This is a genomic window from Imperialibacter sp., assembly GCF_048007035.1.
GTDB lineage: Bacteria > Bacteroidota > Bacteroidia > Cytophagales > Cyclobacteriaceae > Imperialibacter.
Genome location: NZ_CP180355.1, coordinates 6761827 through 6779273, shown reverse-complemented (window position 1 = coordinate 6779273; position 17447 = coordinate 6761827). Strand labels below are relative to the sequence as shown.

General features: G+C 44.7%; 15 protein-coding genes and 1 tRNA gene. 8 read left to right on the top strand and 8 right to left on the bottom strand.

Translation table 11 applies throughout. The features are described 5' to 3' along the window. Window positions 1-24: 24 nt before the first annotated feature. From sufC to ACMVP2_RS28635, 3 genes are all read right to left on the bottom strand, one after another. Window positions 25-786, bottom strand: coding sequence for a Fe-S cluster assembly ATPase SufC (gene sufC / locus ACMVP2_RS28645; RefSeq protein WP_339794188.1), 762 nt, complete (start codon window positions 784-786; stop codon window positions 25-27). Window positions 787-869: 83 nt separating this feature from the next. Further along, window positions 870-2315, bottom strand: a complete 1446-nt coding sequence (gene sufB, locus ACMVP2_RS28640) for a Fe-S cluster assembly protein SufB (protein WP_151997391.1) — start codon at window positions 2313-2315, stop codon at window positions 870-872. A gap of 179 nt (window positions 2316-2494) precedes the next feature. Further along, the gene (locus ACMVP2_RS28635; protein ID WP_339794186.1) at window positions 2495-2956 is read right to left on the bottom strand and encodes an Lrp/AsnC ligand binding domain-containing protein; all 462 of its coding nucleotides are present in this window, start codon (window positions 2954-2956) and stop codon (window positions 2495-2497) included. Window positions 2957-3110: 154 nt separating this feature from the next. Between ACMVP2_RS28635 and ACMVP2_RS28630 the strand changes: the two genes are divergently transcribed. The 3 genes from ACMVP2_RS28630 (at window position 3111) to ACMVP2_RS28620 (ending at window position 6178) form a co-directional block, all read left to right on the top strand. Continuing rightward, a tRNA-OTHER gene (locus ACMVP2_RS28630) sits at window positions 3111-3235 on the top strand. Between the two features lie 213 nt (window positions 3236-3448). Continuing rightward, window positions 3449-5137, top strand: coding sequence for an AMP-binding protein (locus tag ACMVP2_RS28625; RefSeq protein WP_416866151.1), 1689 nt, complete (start codon window positions 3449-3451; stop codon window positions 5135-5137). A 78-nt stretch (window positions 5138-5215) separates the two neighbouring features. Next, the gene (locus ACMVP2_RS28620) at window positions 5216-6178 is read left to right on the top strand and encodes a DUF3078 domain-containing protein (RefSeq protein WP_416866150.1); all 963 of its coding nucleotides are present in this window, start codon (window positions 5216-5218) and stop codon (window positions 6176-6178) included. Window positions 6179-6374: 196 nt separating this feature from the next. On the opposite strand, the gene ACMVP2_RS28615 is transcribed toward ACMVP2_RS28620, so the two are convergent. Both ACMVP2_RS28615 and ACMVP2_RS28610 read right to left on the bottom strand, forming a co-directional pair. Continuing rightward, on the bottom strand, window positions 6375-7997 hold the full coding sequence (locus ACMVP2_RS28615; protein ID WP_416864871.1) for an IS1634 family transposase: 1623 nt from the start codon (window positions 7995-7997) through the stop codon (window positions 6375-6377). Between the two features lie 149 nt (window positions 7998-8146). After that, complete coding sequence (locus tag ACMVP2_RS28610) at window positions 8147-8539, bottom strand: DUF2784 domain-containing protein (protein ID WP_416866149.1); 393 nt, start codon at window positions 8537-8539, stop codon at window positions 8147-8149. Window positions 8540-8574: 35 nt separating this feature from the next. Between ACMVP2_RS28610 and ACMVP2_RS28605 the strand changes: the two genes are divergently transcribed. After that, window positions 8575-9213 carry an FMN-binding negative transcriptional regulator gene (locus ACMVP2_RS28605; RefSeq protein ID WP_416866148.1) on the top strand — a complete coding sequence of 213 codons (639 nt, stop codon included), beginning with the start codon at window positions 8575-8577 and terminating at the stop codon, window positions 9211-9213. A gap of 41 nt (window positions 9214-9254) precedes the next feature. Here ACMVP2_RS28605 and acnA read toward each other — a convergent pair whose 3' ends face one another. Then, on the bottom strand, window positions 9255-11993 hold the full coding sequence (acnA, locus tag ACMVP2_RS28600) for an aconitate hydratase AcnA (RefSeq protein ID WP_339790745.1): 2739 nt from the start codon (window positions 11991-11993) through the stop codon (window positions 9255-9257). A 165-nt stretch (window positions 11994-12158) separates the two neighbouring features. Then, the gene (locus ACMVP2_RS28595; protein WP_416866147.1) at window positions 12159-13169 is read right to left on the bottom strand and encodes an acyl-CoA reductase; all 1011 of its coding nucleotides are present in this window, start codon (window positions 13167-13169) and stop codon (window positions 12159-12161) included. Between the two features lie 101 nt (window positions 13170-13270). Between ACMVP2_RS28595 and ACMVP2_RS28590 the strand changes: the two genes are divergently transcribed. Further along, on the top strand, window positions 13271-13618 hold the full coding sequence (locus tag ACMVP2_RS28590) for a 4Fe-4S dicluster domain-containing protein (RefSeq protein ID WP_317492289.1): 348 nt from the start codon (window positions 13271-13273) through the stop codon (window positions 13616-13618). A 52-nt stretch (window positions 13619-13670) separates the two neighbouring features. On the opposite strand, the gene ACMVP2_RS28585 is transcribed toward ACMVP2_RS28590, so the two are convergent. Beyond that, window positions 13671-14576 (bottom strand): DUF58 domain-containing protein, encoded by a 906-nt coding sequence (locus ACMVP2_RS28585; protein WP_193217778.1) that lies wholly within the window; start codon window positions 14574-14576, stop codon window positions 13671-13673. 241 nt (window positions 14577-14817) lie between these two features. Between ACMVP2_RS28585 and ACMVP2_RS28580 the strand changes: the two genes are divergently transcribed. From ACMVP2_RS28580 to ychF, 3 genes are all read left to right on the top strand, one after another. Beyond that, the gene (locus ACMVP2_RS28580; protein ID WP_339790735.1) at window positions 14818-15165 is read left to right on the top strand and encodes a DUF3276 family protein; all 348 of its coding nucleotides are present in this window, start codon (window positions 14818-14820) and stop codon (window positions 15163-15165) included. A gap of 68 nt (window positions 15166-15233) precedes the next feature. Then, complete coding sequence (locus tag ACMVP2_RS28575; protein WP_416866146.1) at window positions 15234-16322, top strand: AI-2E family transporter; 1089 nt, start codon at window positions 15234-15236, stop codon at window positions 16320-16322. Window positions 16323-16338: 16 nt separating this feature from the next. Continuing rightward, window positions 16339-17436 carry a redox-regulated ATPase YchF gene (gene ychF, locus ACMVP2_RS28570; RefSeq protein ID WP_339790730.1) on the top strand — a complete coding sequence of 366 codons (1098 nt, stop codon included), beginning with the start codon at window positions 16339-16341 and terminating at the stop codon, window positions 17434-17436. Window positions 17437-17447 lie beyond the last annotated feature (11 nt).

The following is a 17447-nucleotide window of genomic DNA, read 5'->3' as shown; positions in this document are numbered from 1 at the left end:
TTTCGAATTTTCAGGTTAAAAGAACTAAGCAGAAACTGTGTCAGCTTCTTCTTTGATCCAGTCGTACCCTTTTTCTTCGAGTTGTAAGGCCAGGCTCTTGTCTCCCGACTTGATAATGCGCCCCTTGTAAAGAACGTGCACAAAATCAGGCACTATGTAGTCGAGCAGCCTCTGATAGTGCGTAATCAGAATAGTAGCGTTGTCTCTCGACTTGAGTTTGTTGACGCCATTGGCCACAATTCGCAAAGCATCAATGTCAAGCCCGCTATCCGTTTCGTCCAGAATGGCCAACTTCGGTTCAAGCATCGCCATTTGGAAAATCTCATTTCTTTTCTTTTCTCCACCAGAGAAGCCTTCGTTCAACGACCTGCTAAGCAACGCCTGGTCGATCTCCACCAGTGCCATTTTTTCTTTCATCAATTTAAGAAACGAAACAGCGTCCAGTGCTGGTTTGCCGTGATGCTCTCTTACTTGATTAAGAGCGGCTTTCAGAAAATTGGTCGTGCTTACACCAGGTATTTCTACGGGATACTGGAAGGCAAGAAAAACACCTTCCCTGGCTCTTTCCTCCGGCGAAAGATCCAAAAGATCTTTGCCAATATATTCAACTTCTCCACCTTCAATTTGATAGTCTTCCCGACCGGCCAAAACAGAAGCCAGCGTACTTTTTCCTGAACCATTCGGACCCATAATAGCGTGAACTTCTCCTGGCTTTACTTCCAGGTTAATTCCGTTGAGGATCATCTTTCCTTCTACCGAAGCTTTAAGGTTCTTTATCTTTAACATTGTCAATTACTTTTCTTTTTCACTTTTGCCTGACCTTATTTTCAGGCGTATAAAAACATAATTTTTGTTTGCGGAGTTTCTGCTTAGCCCACGCTGCCTTCGAGGGATATGGCCAGAAGTTTCTGAGCCTCAACAGCAAATTCCATAGGCAGTTGATTCATCACCTCTTTGGCGAAACCATTTACAATAAGCGCCACTGCATCCTCTGTAGCTATGCCTCTCTGGTTGCAGTAGAAAATCTGATCTTCTCCGATTTTCGACGTCGTAGCTTCGTGCTCTACAATTGCCAGCGGATTCTCGACATCGATATAAGGGAACGTATGTGCTCCGCATTTGTCGCCAAGTAGCAGTGAGTCGCATTGAGAGTAATTTCTCGCACCTTCGGCACGTTTCATTACCTTCACCTGTCCACGGTAGCTGTTTTGGCTTTTGCCCGCAGAAATACCCTTCGAAACGATCCTGGAACGGGTATTTTTACCAATATGGATCATTTTGGTGCCGGTGTCAGCCTGCTGATAGTTATTGGTAACAGCCACTGAATAGAACTCTCCAATGGAGTTGTCTCCTTTCAGGATACAGCTTGGGTACTTCCAGGTCACTGCCGACCCGGTTTCTACCTGTGTCCACGATATTTTAGAGCCGTCGCCAGAGCAAAGGCCACGCTTGGTGACAAAGTTGTAAATGCCGCCTTTGCCTTCTTTGCTTCCCGGGTACCAGTTTTGCACAGTTGAGTACTTCACCTCGGCATCTTTGGCTGCAAAAATCTCAACAACAGCCGCATGAAGCTGATTCTCATCCCTCATTGGAGCAGTACAGCCTTCGAGGTAGCTGACATAGGATCCTTCTTCAGCCACAATCAGCGTCCGTTCAAACTGCCCCGTGTTCATGGCATTGATCCGGAAATAGGTAGAAAGCTCCATTGGGCAACGCACACCTTTAGGTATGTAGCAAAAAGAACCATCCGAAAACACGGCAGAGTTAAGGGCGGAGAAATAGTTATCGTTGACTGGCACTACTGACCCGATATACTTTTTAACTAGCTCGGGGTGTTCTCTCACCGCTTCTGAGAAAGAACAAAAGATAATGCCCAGTTCGCCAAGTTTACTCTTGAAAGTAGTAGCTACGGAAACGCTGTCCAGCACGGCGTCGACCGCCACACCCGTAAGTCTTTTTTGTTCGTCAAACGAAATGCCAAGCTTCTCAAAGGTAGCCCTCAACTCAGGATCTACTTCGTCGAGGCTCTTGGGCGATATCTTTTGCTTCGGAGCAGCATAAAAAATGATGTCCTGATAGTTAATTTCCGGGAAAGTAACATTTTGCCAGGTTGGCTCTTTTAAAGTCAACCAGTGACGGTAAGCTGAAAGTCTCCATTCCAGCATCCACTCAGGCTCTTCCTTTTTTGCAGAAATAAACCTGACAATATCTTCATTAAGACCTTTGGGTGCCGACTCAGTTTCAATATCGGAGTGAAATCCGTATTTATAATCTGATTTGGTGAGCTCTTCCAGTATTTGGTTGTCCTTACTCATCCTCTACTTATTTAGACTGATTATAATTAAAGCAAATGTACAACATAAATTACTACCCCAAGACTTGAGGAGTCATTTTTTTCGCAAAAGGGGCATGAAAATTAAACCCGATAAAGGTTTCAAAACTATGGCACTCATAGTAAAACCTTTATCGGGCTAAATAGTTTCCGAAATGGGTGCTAAAAACTGATATGGCGGCTCAGGCTTTCTTCGAGACTAATCAGGGTTTCTGTCCTTTCTATTCCTTCCACCTTTTGAATCTTGTCATGAAGCACTTCTCTCAAGTGTTTGGTGTCTCTGCAGTGAAGCTTGACGAAGATACTATAGTTACCGGTGGTATAGTTGACGGTTACAATTTCGGGAATTTCCTTCAAGCGCTCGACGACCTCATCATATAGAGAGCTTTTTTGCAGGTAAATACCGATAAAGCACGTAATATCGTACCCGAGTTTGGAATAGTCTAACTTGAGGGTGGTGCCCTGAACAACGCCCATTTCTTCAAGTTTTTTCATTCTCACGTGAACTGTACCCCCCGAAACGAACACCTTTTTGGCAATTTCAGTGTATGGAATCTTGGCATCTTCCATCAACAGGTTCAGAATCTTCAAGTCTACATTATCAATTTCGTAATTTTTACTCATTTTAACTACCCTGATTTAATAATCTACTATTATGAGAGGTTCGAAATTATGTGTTGTACATTTTTTTATCAAATTTATTAAAAATATTTTAATAAAATCAAACTCTTGTTAATTTTGTTGCAGTCAATTAGATGAATTGACTTGCATATCACAATGTAGGGTGATGAAATTGGCAGCCATGCCCTCCTGTCTCGGGGGTGGGGATAAGGAATAAAGTCCACATAGAGCTCGTGTGGACCTAACTGCTCCGTGGAGGTTCGAATCCTTCTCCTACAGCCATCATTTTTGGGTTAATGTTGTTTATTTGGAAACCGGTATGAATTTCGTTCTACCGGTTTTTTTTATTTTCATTTATCGACTTTCACGCCGCAGGCCTCTCGCAACAATACTTAATCATTTGATTTTTTGCCGTTAATAGCTTATATCGGATGAGTAAACAATATGCCTTAGCGATAGTCATATTGGCAGCTCTACTTAAACGATATTAGAACTATGAAAGATTATCCCTGGTTCAAGCACTACCCCGCTGGTGTTGCCAAAGAAATTAACCCCGATGAGTATACATCATTAATTGAACTGCTTGGTGAGGCCATGAAGAAATATGCAGATCAGACTGCGTTTCTCAATATGGACAAAGGCTTTACCTACAGGGAGGTGGATGAGAAGTCAACACAGTTTGCTGCCTACCTGCAGAAAAAACTGGGACTGAAAAAAGGAGACCGCATAGCCATCCAAATGCCAAACTGCCTGCAGTACCCCATCGTCATGTTTGGAGCCATCAAGGCTGGGCTGGTGGTGGTTAATACCAATCCCTTGTACACTCATAAGGAAATGGAACACCAATTCAAGGACTCGGGCGCCAAGGCTATTGTGATTGTTGCCAATTTTGCGTTCAACCTGGAAAAAATAATAGCCAACACTGATATAAAACATGTCATTGTTACTGAGTTGGGTGACTTCTTGAAAGGTCTCAAAGGCCCCATAGTAAACTTCGTGGTGAAGCGTATAAAGAAGATGGTCCCGCCGTTTCGTATTCCTGGTGCTGTTAGTTTAAAGCAAGTCATGAAGGAAGGTGCCACTCTTCAATTTGATAAGCCAGAGATCAAGGGAGAAGATGTAGCGTTTCTGCAATACACGGGCGGTACCACAGGTGTGTCTAAAGGGGCCACGCTGTCGCATCGTAACATGGTTGCGCATACCTTGCAAACGACGCAGTGGTTTCAGCCAATTTTCGTAGAAGGTGAGGAGGTGGTTGTCATTACTGCACTACCGCTTTATCATATTTTCGCCTTAGCGGTGAATGGCCTGCTGATGTTTCATGTGGGAGCAAAAAATGTTCTCGTAACAAACCCGAGAGACATGAAGGCTTTTTGTGCCGACATGAAAAAGAACCCGTTTAGCATTATTACTGGCGTTAATACGCTGTTCAACGGACTGCTTAATCAGGAGAGTTTCAAAACGCTGGACTTTAGTAAACTTAAGGGAGCGATTGGCGGTGGCATGGCCGTGCAGAAGGCAGTGGCTGAAAGATGGAGGGAAGTGACTGGTTGCCCTCTGGTAGAAGGATATGGATTGAGTGAAACCTCGCCGGTACTTGCCTGCAACCCACTGGATGGCAGTCATAGAAATGGGTTTATTGGCTTGCCCGTACCGAGCACCGAAATCATATTGCTGGATGACGATGGAAAGGAAGTGCCTGTTGGTCAGCCTGGAGAAATATGCGCAAAAGGCCCTCAGGTGATGAGTGGCTATTGGGAGAGACCCGACGAAACGGCGAATGTGTTTGTTGACGGTTGGTTCAAAACCGGCGATATAGGGATTATCGATAAGGATGGTTTTGTGAAAATTGTTGACCGGAAGAAAGAAATGATTCTCGTTTCTGGCTTCAATGTATATCCGAATGAAATTGAAGATACGGTGGCCAGCAACCCTAAGGTGCTTGAGGTAGGCGCTATAGGGGTGCCTGACCCTAAGTCAAATGAGGCTGTGAAAATCTTTGTAGTGAAAAAGGACCAAAGCCTTACTGAAGAAGAACTGATAAGTTTCTGCCGGGAGAGCCTGACACGCTACAAAGTGCCTAAGCATGTGGAGTTTGTGAAGGAACTTCCCAAGTCTAATGTCGGTAAGATTCTGCGACGGATTTTGAAAGAAAATGATGCGAAGGTTAATTCTTATAATTGAAAGCCAGATATTTGTGACTTTTCGATCAGGCTTTGGAATGCTTTCGAATTAACTGTTAAACGCTATTAAAAATTTGTGATGAAGAAAAGTCTATTTCTAATTGTATTGTTATTTGCGGTTTTGGGATCGAGTATTGCGCAGGACGCAACACCAGCCGACACCACTTACTGGAAGAAAGGGTTCCTTGGAACCGCTTCTTTTACCCAGGTAAGCCTTACTAACTGGGCTGCCGGTGGGCAAAATTCTATTTCTCTTGGCGGCTACATGACCACATTCGCCAATTATGCCAAGGACAGGAACTCCTGGGAGAACTATCTCGAATTGGGCTATGGCCTAATTAAACAGGGAGACGCCGATTTTCAAAAGACAAATGACAAAATAAACATTGTAAGTAAGTTTGGTAGAAAGATGTCGCAGGCAAAAGACGGCAGGCTGTACTTCTCTTCATTGATTGATTTTAGAACTCAATTTGCACCTGGATTTTCCGCTTCTGGAGATGAAGAGTATATTTCGAAGTTTATGGCTCCAGGCTACGCTTTGGTGGCTACCGGTGTTGATATTAAGGTAAATCCCAGTTTCTCGGTCAATTTTGCACCTGTTACTGGCAAGTTCACCTTTGTAAACGATGATAGATTGGCTAATGCAGGTGCCTTTGGTGTAGAGGGAGCTGTTTTTGATACTGATGGCGTCACTGTTTTAACCCCTGGAAAGAAAGCGAGAGCTGAACTTGGTAGCTTTTTGAAAGTGAACTACAAAAAAGAGGTTGTTTCCAATGTTAACATTGAATCGAGGCTGGAAATGTTCTCCAACTATTTGAACAATCCTCAAAACATCGACGTGAACTGGGAAAATATCATCATCCTGAAGGTAAACGAGTGGCTAAGCACAAGCTTTATTACTCAGCTGATTTATGATGATGATATAAAAATTGCTCAATTCGACGAAGCGGGTGTGCAAACAGGGGCTGGACCGAGGGTACAGTTCAAACAACTTTTCGGGATCGGGCTAACTGTGAAGATGGGAGACAAGCTGAAAAAGTAGAAGCTTTTTGCATTTAGGAAAGAATTAATTACATTTACTCCATACTTTTTTAGCTGGGTAAAGAATTTTTTTGGGAAGGCGTTAGCCTTCCCTTTTTTGTTTCAAACGTTCGATCCTTCTTCCTGAGTTTGACACGATTTTGAGTTAAGTATCTGATATATAAGTAATTAAAAAATTGCTTTCGATATACAAGATTTTATAAGTATTTGATTATCTGATCCTTATGAAAAAGGTCTGGGAGGTTCTTTTCAGCCACTGCTTGTAGTAATTGCTGTGAGATTTCAGAGGTCTTGGAGCGCAGGTAGAAGTATTGATCGGCTTGTTTGACAAGGCTGACTTGCATTTTGGACAAGTGGGTTCGGATGGTTTGCTCTGTAAGTGGGGTGCCTTGTTTGGTTAGCCGAAGTTGTAAATGGTTTAGCATGCTATAGGCGATATAGCACAGACAAATGTGACCCTGGATACGCTTATTGGTCCAGTGGAACATCGGGCGGGTTTCCAGATAGCCTTTGAAGGTACGGAAGCTATGCTCTATCTGGTATAGATGGTGGTAGTGATCCAGCACCTGTTCATGGGAGAGTCCTTTGGCGTGGTAGGCGATGGCAAGGAAGCCGTCATACTTTTCGCTTCGTTTGATTTTTTCAGTATCAACCACATACTTTTCCCCTTCGGTATTTTTGAGGTAGTAGTGATGGGCCTTCTTTTTGAGTTGCGTTGGGTTTTTGAGCAACAATTCAGCCTTACGAAGCTTTTCTTCTCTTTCTTGTCGATCTTTTTCAGCTCGCTTTTCGCTGTAGGTAGCTATGATCTTTCGCTCATTGTATTCCAGGACAGTGTAGCGCACTTTGACCGGCTCACGCTCCGAACCTACTGAAGAACTCATCCATTGATGGTGATAGTTATCCAGATCGATCAACCGGGCCTGGATGGGTTTGGGGAGTACCTTGAGCCGCTCTCCCATGATGAACTCATAGCCTTTGTCAACAGTGACTTGCAGGTTGTCAGTATTGAGCATGCCTCGGTCGGCTACCAAGACGATGTTTTCGATCTGGTATTCTTTCTTGAGGCTTTCCACCATTTCTGTGTAGGTGTATCCTTCCCACAGGTCTCCGCTATAGAGTTTGTAACCGATGGGTTGCTTGTATCTGTCAATGAGCATGGCAAAAACCACTTGTGTGCTTCCTATTTTGCCATCTTTGCTAAAGCCTTTCTGACGCAATGCTCCTTCCTGTTCTATTTCTGATTCAAAATAGAAGGTGGTCACGTCATAGAACACCACATCTAATTTCTGGTTGAACAGGTCTCTACCAGTTTGGAAAATGGTTTGCTGGATCAGTTGGCTATGGTCAGCCAGGTAGTCCAGACTCCTGTAGAGGTGTTGCAAGGACACCTGAGCCAGCCCCAGGTATTCTTCCTGGTGGAAAAAGCTACCCCGCTTGCTACAAGGATCATTGAGGCGCTCAATGAGCAGTAGTAAAACCACTTCAGTAAGAGAGAAGGTCAGCTTTTTCTTTTTGGTGATCCGCTGAAATATGCGATCAAGGCCGTAATAGTGGAGTATTTTACGGTAAACCAACAGAAAGCCGTAGTTATATCTGCCTTCTTCGCTGACCTGCTCACCGAGTAAATCCTTCAGATTTCCACCACCTAATTCATAGAGCCGCTGGCCCATTCGTTTCAGAGACTCGGGCGAAAAACTGTCTACCCGCCCCAGGCTGTAAAGCGTTTTGGTGCGTGGCTTGCCATCCTGGTCACGATAAGACTCAACGATGCGGATATAATCACCTGATGGCTTCTTGTCGATAATGATACTAGGCACTCAAAATCTGTTTGAGGCAAATCAAGCCACTATCTGAAAGAAAATCAAGCGAGTTTTCGATATACAAATTTCTGAAAAGTAGTCTAAAAAGTGCCCATACACAGCGCAATGGCACTTTTTCAATTTCAGCGTGTCAAACTCAGGAGGCGTTAGCCTTCCCTTTTTTGTTTCAAACGTTCGATCCTTCTTTTTTGGGAAAACTTAACGCCAGCCATAACGATTCCAAACACAAGTCCAGCGGCAGTAAAAATGTCAACAATGCGTTTATTGGCACTTAGCCCGGTTGCCTGATCGAAAATGTACTTGGTAAATGAGTTGGGTAAGTGTTTTTCTCCGAGTTCTTTTTTAATGTCCCAGTGCCAGTCGGTGAGCGGGCAATAGCCTATCCCATACCAAATTCCAAGGAGAAGCCATGCTGCAATAGTGAGGGCCAACGCTATCAAATGAGCTTTCCGTGTTGCTTCAGGTATCCAGCCAAACAGCACAAACAGCACAAAAGTGGTGTGAAATCCTGTTAAGAAATAGTCAAGAAATTGTAACATACGTATTAGTTTGCATCATTAATCAAGTATGCGATATGTATGTAGCTCCTTATTTTCAAATGACTGATGCTGATAAAGTCTTAGACTTTATCAAATCGAACCCATTCGGGATTCTCGTAGCAAGCCAATCAAATATACCACTAGCAAGTCATATACCATTTTGGCTGGAGGAAAGAGACGGCAGTTATTTTTTGACAGGACACCTATCCATTGCCAATGAGCTAGCGTCAGTGCTTGAAAAGGCGGATCAGGTGTTAGTCATTTTTCAGGGCAGCCATGGGTATATTTCGCCGTCCTGGTATGAAAAGCAGAATGTGCCCACCTGGAACTACCAGGCCGTCCATATTTACGGATCAGCCGCACTGCTTTCAGGGCCGGAGTTGGAGGCGCATGTGAAAGAACTGATGGACAGCTACGAATCGAATATACCGGGAGGACGAAAATATGAAGACATGACTGCGGACTACCGGGAGAAGGAGTTGCGGGGAATCAAAGGCTTCAGAATAAAAATAGAGAACGTGGAAGCTGCCTACAAGCTGAGCCAAAACAGGAATGAGAAGGATCATGCCAATATCATTGCGCAACTCAAAAAGAGTGCAAATCCCCACGATCATGAGTTGGCCAAATTGATGGAGGAAAACCGCCCGACGCAAAAACAAAAAGCCGGACTATAAGCCCGGCTTCATGCTAAAACTAATGTTGAAATTCGTAATCCTTAATCCTTAAGGAAATTTCTTAGTACATAGTTCAAAATACCGCCATTTTTCCAATAGGCGATATCGACGTTAGAGTCCAGTCTTAGTTCTGCTTTGAATTCTACCTTCGAACCGTCAGGTCTCGTTGCAACTACGTCCACTACCTTATTAGGGGTCAAATCCTTTTCAAGGCCAAGGATGTCGTAAGACTCATCTCCCTTCAGTCCCAGGGTGTCTTGCGTTTGCCCGTTAGCAAATACCAAAGGAAGAACGCCCATTCCAACGAGGTTCGATCTGTGAATCCGCTCGAAGCTTTCCACGATAACCGCTTTTACGCCAAGTAAGGTCGTTCCTTTTGCAGCCCAGTCTCTGGAGGATCCTGATCCATATTCCTTACCACCGATCACCACCAATGGCGTGCCTGCTTCCTGATATTTCATGGAGGCATCAAACACGTACATTTCCTCACCGGTTGGATGATATTTTGTCCATCCACCTTCTTTGCTGGCCAGTTTGTTCTTAATCCTTACGTTGGCAAAAGTGCCTCGCATCATCACCTCATGGTTGCCACGACGTGAGCCGTAAGAGTTAAAATCAGGCTTCTCAACACCATTCTTCACAAGGTATTGGCCAGCAGGGTGCTCCGGCTGAAATTTACCAGCAGGAGAGATATGGTCAGTCGTGACCATGTCGCCCAGTTGAAGCAGCACCTTGGCACCTTTGATATTGGTTGGTTCAGGCACGTCTGCCGAAATGTTTTTGAAGAAAGGCGCTTCCTGAATATATGTTGAGGTTTCGTCCCATTTGTAAAGATTGCCCGTAGGCGCATCCAGTTTTTGCCAGGCCTCGTCACCGTCAAATACGGTGTCATAGGTTTTCTTGTAGTCCTCAGGAGTAACCACTTTTTCCATCATTTCATTGATCTCGGCCTGAGACGGCCAGATGTCCTTCAGGAAAACAGGCTCACCATTCGGGTCAAGCCCCAGTGGTTCGTTGTTCATGTCAAAGTCGACCCGTCCAGCAATGGCAAATGCAACAACCAGCATGGGTGATGCCAGGAAGTTCATTTTAATGTTCGGGTGGATGCGGGCTTCAAAGTTTCTGTTGCCGGAAAGCACTGAAGCAACGACCAGGTCATTGTCGATCACGGCCTTTTGGATAGCAGGAGGCATATCGCCTGAGTTACCAATACAAGTGGTGCAACCATAACCAACTACGTGGAACTTGAGCGCTTCCAGATAGGGGAGTAGCTCCGCCTTTTTCAGGTATTCCGTTACAACCCTTGAGCCAGGAGCCAGAGAGGTTTTTACCCATGGCTTAACGTCCAGACCTTTTTCTACGGCCTTCTGAGCAACAAGCCCGGCCCCAATCATTACGCTTGGGTTCGAAGTGTTGGTACAAGAAGTAATGGCTGCAATAACCACTGAAGCGTCGCTTAGCTCGTAAGTCATTGATCCAGATTTCATCTTCACTGAGCGAAGTCCGGTACCGGTTTTGGTTTCAGTGGCTACAGCCCCTCCATCAGAAAGCCATGAGCTTCCATTTCGAAGATCCGGTGCCACGTAGTCACGCTTGTGAACGTCTTTGAGCACACCAATAACCTTTTCTTTTGCTTCTTTCAGGAATATTTTATCCTGAGGACGTTTCGGGCCAGAGATAGTTGGCTCGATGCTGCCAAGATCCAACTCGATTACGTCGGTGTATTCAATTTGCTCGGAGTTATCTCTCCAAAGCATGTTTTCTTTGCAATAGGCTTCCACCATGCTCACATGGTTGGCAGGCCTGTTGGTTCTGGTCAGGTACGCCAATGTCTGGTCGTCTACCGGCCAGTGCGTATCCGTACAGCCGAACTCAGGCGACATATTGGAGATAGTAGCCCGGTCGGGAACAGTAAGGTTGGCAAGACCTGGGCCGAACACCTCAACGATTTTCTCCACTACGCCATAGTCACGAAGCAAGCGAGTTACTGTCAGCACAAGGTCTGTCGCAGTGATGCCTTCCTTCATTTTACCGCTGATCTTCAAGCCGATTACTTCGGGAAGGGTCATGTAAATCGGCTGGCCCAGCATGGCTGCCTCTGCCTCGATACCACCAACACCCCAGCCGAGTACGCCGATACCGTTCACCATTGGTGTGTGGGAGTCGGTACCTACCAGTGTGTCGGGGAAAAGGTAGCCGTCTCTTTCTATCACGCCACTTGCCAGGTACTCCAGGTTCACCTGATGGCAAATACCCATCCCGGGAGGGACAACAGTGAAGTTATCGAAGGCTTTTTGGCTCCACTTAAGGAGCTTATATCTTTCGGAATTTCTTGAATACTCGAGGTCAACATTCTTGCCGTACGACAGTTGAGTGCCAAAATATTCTACCATTACCGAGTGGTCAATGACCATGGCAGCTGGTACGAGAGGATTGGTTTTCCCGATGTCTTTGCCTTTGCGGGCTACTTCTGCTCTGATAGAGGCTATGTCGACAACGGCCGGCACACCAGTGAAGTCCTGCATCAGCACTCTGGCCGGCGTGTAAGGAATTTCTTTTTTGCCCTGGGTTTGTTTCCAGTTCAAAAGCGTTTCCAGGTGCTGCTCGGTGACAGCAAAAGCGTCGTAGTTACGGATGGCGTTTTCAAGCAAAATACGGATAGAGTAGGGCAGTTTCGCTACTCTGGCGTCCTTCTTGCTCAAGTCCCTCAAATTGTAATATTTGTGTGTGCCTAGAGGTGTTTTCAGCTCTTTCTCTATTCCAAAGAAATCTTTACTCATTTTTCTGTGGTTTATATCTTAAAAATCAAATTTAATTGAATTAGTGTGTAAAAGAAACGGAACTTTGGGCAACGGCACGATTTATAAAAATTATTGTACTTTCCTTTTATCACAAGCAGTAGTTCCGGATAAAAGTTCACTCCTGTGCCAACATGACCTACCCCGTTATAACCCGGAAAGAAACTTCAGCGTGTCAACGCCATCGGCGTAGTCCCACAGTTCTGGTTTTTGCAGTGTTCCGAAAGGAAGTGACCTGGGATACTGACCTCTCCGGGAAGCGATGGCCTGAATCTTTTCCTCATTAGCCACTAGTTTTTGTGACAAGGCAGCTTCGTTTTCATAGCATTCGTAATACACCACCGAGACCGGCGAAACAAGGTCGGCGCTTTCTCGGAAAAGGGAGAATCCAGAGTCAAGGTGGGGTTCTCCGTTCACCAGCATAATGGACTTGTGGTAATCGTAGTTGTTTCTGTACTTATGGTGCTCCAACAACTGATTGAAAGGTTGAATGGCGTCGAGCAGGGTAGGTAATGCATAACCCGTAGGTACATAAAGCTTGGATACATTTCTGCAGCCAAGGCCAAAGTAGCTGAACAGGTCGTCGCCGAGCGCCAGCAGATCCTCCGAAGATTCCTCACCTGAAATGATAGCACACGAGGTTCTGTTTTTTCTGATAATGTTGGGCACCTTCGAGAAGTAGTATTCGAAATAGCGGGATGAGTTGTCGCTGCCGGTGGCTATAACGGCTTCCATGTCGTTGAGCCTTTCTACCACAGCTACTTGCCCACCCAGCTCAGGCTGGATCTCGTTGAGCGAGTCGATAATAAACCGAATGAGGGCACTGTCCTGAGAACTGGGTTTTACCAAAGCTTTGTGCCCGGCAATGATAACGGACAAAAGGTCGTGAAAGCCCACCATGGGAATGTTACCCGCCATCACGAGCCCCACTTTTTTTGGTTTGCCATCAGTAAATGCATAGGCAGAAGTCCATTGTGTTAGTTTCTCCTTTGAGAGAAAATTGAGAATGCCCTGCCAGGCAAGGTGAAGGCTCTCCTTTGTGAACCAAGGGTTTTCATTGGCTGCCCGGAGAAATAGACCACTTTTCGTAGCCTCATCCAACTCTTTTAAGTAGTCGCCCAGGGCGGATATTGCATTTACTCTTTCCTCTAACTTCATTTCGGATTATTTTGCAAAGCAAAAATAAATTGGAACTCAAACATTCCATTTCTACTTTTGTTTGGTAAAGGTAATTGTAGAATCAAAAATTAAGTATCAATATGGCAATAATGATCACCGATGAGTGTATCAACTGTGGTGCATGCGAGCCAGAATGCCCCAACACCGCTATCTATGAAGGCGGTGTGGAGTGGACCTGGGCTGGCGGAACCAAGCTTACTCAGGTTGAGCTTGAAGACGGAACAGTAGTTGACGGCAACGAAGCTCAACAGCCATTTTCTGATGAGTTCTATTATATAGTGTCTCAAAAGTGTACTGAGTGCACTGGATTTCACGAAGAACCACAGTGTGCAGCGGTGTGTCCGGTGGACTGTTGTGTGGATGACCCGGACTACAGAGAAACAGTGGAAGAGCTTACCGCTAAGAAGACCTGGCTACACGACGAATAATATTCAGATATGTGTGAATGAAAGCGGCAAAAGCCGCTTTTTTTGTGCCATTCTAGTTAAGTTTTGTCCTTTTGATGAGGTAGCCCGTCAATATTTTGTTGATGTCGTCCTGAATGTCGGCTTCAACCAGGTCTATTTTTAGCTGACCGCATCTTAGCTTGAGAGTGCTGGCAAACTCTGCTACGGCCTTGTGGTACGACTCTTTTACCTGTGAAGGCGTCAGCTTAATTTTTTCTCCACCTTCCAAATCCATGAACTCGTAAGGCCGGTCTTCGAAAGAGAAATCGATCTCAGTCGACTTGTCGGTAACATGAAACATCAATACTTCGTGCCGGTTGTGTTTCAAATGCTGTAGCGCTGAAAATATTTGTTCGTGGTCGGCGTAGTTTTGAAACATGTCGCTGAAGATGATGACGAGCGAACGTTTGTGGATTTTCTCTGCCACCTGATGCAGCACTTCAGCAACATTGGTTTTTTTGAGGGTGGGAGTGCTTTCCAGCAGGTCATTGAGCAAAATGAAAAGCTTTTGGATATGGCTGGATGTAGATTTTACCTGTGTTTGAAGCTCAATTTCTTCAGCGAAGGTGAAAAGACCGACGGCATCACGTTGCTTGTGCAGCAAATAAGCCAAAGCCGCCGCAGCCAGAGCGGAAAACTTAATTTTGCCGTGTGTTTTTTCGGGATAATACATGGACGAGGAATGATCCAACACGATGTAGCAGCGCAGATTGGTCTCTTCTTCAAAACGCTTGGTGTATATCCTGTCCGTTCTGGCAAACACCTTCCAGTCGATGTGGCGGGTGCTTTCTCCGGTATTATACAGCCGGTGCTCTGCAAACTCAACTGAGAAGCCGTGGTAGGGTGATTTATGCATTCCAGTAATGAAGCCCTCCACCATTTGCCGGGCTAAAAATTCTAACCCACCGTATTCCTTTACCTTGCTGAAATCAACCTTCATTTGAATTAATTAATAACATTGACTAAGTGAATGTCTCTAATTATTGATTGTCATGAATTAACTTGTTATTTTTCGGATAACCAATAAATATTGTTTGGGTTACTCAATCCCATTATTGCAAAGAGGCTGAATGATCCTGGTGAGTGTTTTGCGTATTTTCTATTTTGAACGATTGTATTCAACAAATATTCGGGTATTTCCGATAAACTTTTATTTTTGACCAAACCTAAACCGGAATCAAGTGGAAGAGAATAAGGATAAAAGCAGAGGTGAAGTGTATTCTGAGAAAGTAAGGGCAGGTAAGCGAACCTATTTCTTTGACATCAAAGCCACAAAATCCAACGACTATTACCTGACTATTACCGAGAGTAAAAGGAAATTTAAGGAGGATGGGTTTTTCTACGAAAAGCATAAAATATTTTTGTACAAGGAAGATTTCGATAAGTTTATCGATGCATTGAACGACTCGGTTAATCATGTAAAAACGGAACTTCTTCCGGGCGTTGATTTTTCACAGTTCGAAGTGAAAATGGAAGCAGGCGGCGACGAAGATATTCCTGAGGATGACACAGAGTTGAAGTGGGATTAATCTGATTCTTCAAACAATATTTTGCGAGCCCTTGGTATACAAGGGCTTTCTTTTTTTACTTTAGGCACATGGTTAGACGAATGCTGCTCTACCTGCTTTTGATGCTGGTTTTTCTGGTGTTTATTAGCTGGTATTTCTCCAACATATTTATTTATCTGATCTTCTCATTGGTCTTAGCGACCCTGCTTAGGCCACTCACCAATACCATTCATCAGATCCACGTTCTCAACAGCAGAATTCCAAGACCAATTGCCATCATTTTCTCGTTTTCGATAGTTATTGTTGTGGTTACGCTCTTTGTGATGCTGTTTATTCCACTTTTCAGCGAACAGGTGAAGGTGCTTTCGCAAATAAGCTACGATTCAGTGCTGACGTCGGTAAGCCAGCCTTTTAATAGTATCGAGCAATTTCTTATTGAGAATAAGCTGACGGTTCAGCAGGAAGGTTTTCTTTTTGAGTCGATCAGAGAGAGCCTATTTGGGTTGCTTTCGGAGGTTGACTTTACGTTGCTGTTGAATAACCTGATATCGGTGACCGGGGGGCTTTTGGTTGGTTTCCTGGCTGTATCGTTTATTACCTTTTTTCTTTTGCTGGAGAACGGGATTTTAAGGAGGCAAATCATTGCTCTGATACCTAATCAGTATTTTGAGGTGTTTATAGCAGCGATGTTTAAGATTGAAAAACTTCTGAGCAACTATTTGATTGGGCTGCTTTTCCAGATGGCCTCCATCTTCAGTATTGCATCTTTGGGCTTGTCTATACTAGGGGTGAAGTACGCATTGACAATTGCGGTATTTGCAGCGGTAGCGAACCTTATTCCCTACCTCGGCCCGATGCTGGGTGCCAGTTTTGGTATAGTGGTGGGCGTTTCAACTAGTGGAGATATTAGCCTTTCTCAGGACCTTTTGATTGTGGTGGTGAAAATTCTGTCGGTGTTTGGTATTGTGCAAGCTGCCGATAACATTTTGTTGCAGCCGCTCATTTTCTCAAAAAGTGTAAAAGCCCATCCATTAGAAATATTTGTTATTATCTTTGCCGGCGCAACAATTGCAGGTATCCCCGGAATGATAGCAGCCATCCCTACGTACACAATCTTAAGAGTGTCTACAATTGAGGTTTATGCTGGCTTTAAGGGGTATCAGATATTCAAAAAGTAACAATTGATCATATTTCATGGGATTGCAATGTGGGATTGTGGGACTGCCTAATGTAGGCAAGTCTACACTGTTTAATGCTCTTTCGAATGCCAAGGCCGAAGCGGCCAATTACCCGTTTTGTACAATTGAGCCCAATGTGGGCGTGATCACTGTGCCTGACGAAAGACTACAAGTGCTGGAGAAGTTGGTTCACCCCGAAAAAGTAATCCCTACGTTTATCGAATTCGTGGATATTGCGGGTCTTGTGAAAGGTGCCAGCAAGGGTGAAGGGCTGGGGAATAAATTTCTTGGCAACATCCGGGAAGTGGATGCTGTCATCCATGTGGTGAGGTGCTTCGAAGACGACAACATCGTGCATGTGTCGGGCACGGTAAACCCGGTGGAAGACAAAGAAGTGATTGACACTGAGCTACAGTTGAAGGACCTGGAATCGGTTGATAAAAAGATACAGCGTCTTGAGAAAATAGCCAAATCGGGTGATGCCAAGGCACGGACTGAGCTGGGATATGTGCAGGCTTATAAGAAGCATTTGGAGTCTGGCAAGAACGCCAGAGTGCTTGACATGCCCGAAGCCGGCAGAGAAGCCGTGGCAGATTTGCAGCTACTCACCATAAAACCGGTTATTTATGTAGCCAATGTGGATGAGGGGTCGCTGCCGGCGGGCAACCAATGGGTGGAAAAATTAAAAGCATCTGTAGCAGAAGAAAGCGCCGAAGTGGTTATCCTTTGTGCCGCTATAGAGTCGCAGATAGCCGAACTGGAAGATCTTGATGAAAGAGCACTCTTTTTAGAGGAATATGGTCTCAAAGATTCAGGATTGAATAGACTAATTAAAGCTTCATACAATATACTTGATCTGATTACGTACTTTACAGCAGGAGTGAAGGAGGTAAGGGCCTGGACCATAGAAAAAGGTTGGAAGGCGCCTAAAGCGGCTGGTGTTATCCATACCGACTTTGAGCGTGGATTTATCAGGGCGGAGGTAATAAAATTGGCCGACTATGAGAAATATGGCTCCGAAAATGCTTGTAAAGAGGCTGGTAAGATTTATATTGAGGGCAAAGAATACGAAGTGCAGGATGGCGATATCATGCACTTCAGATTTAATGTTTAACCAGCTCTTTT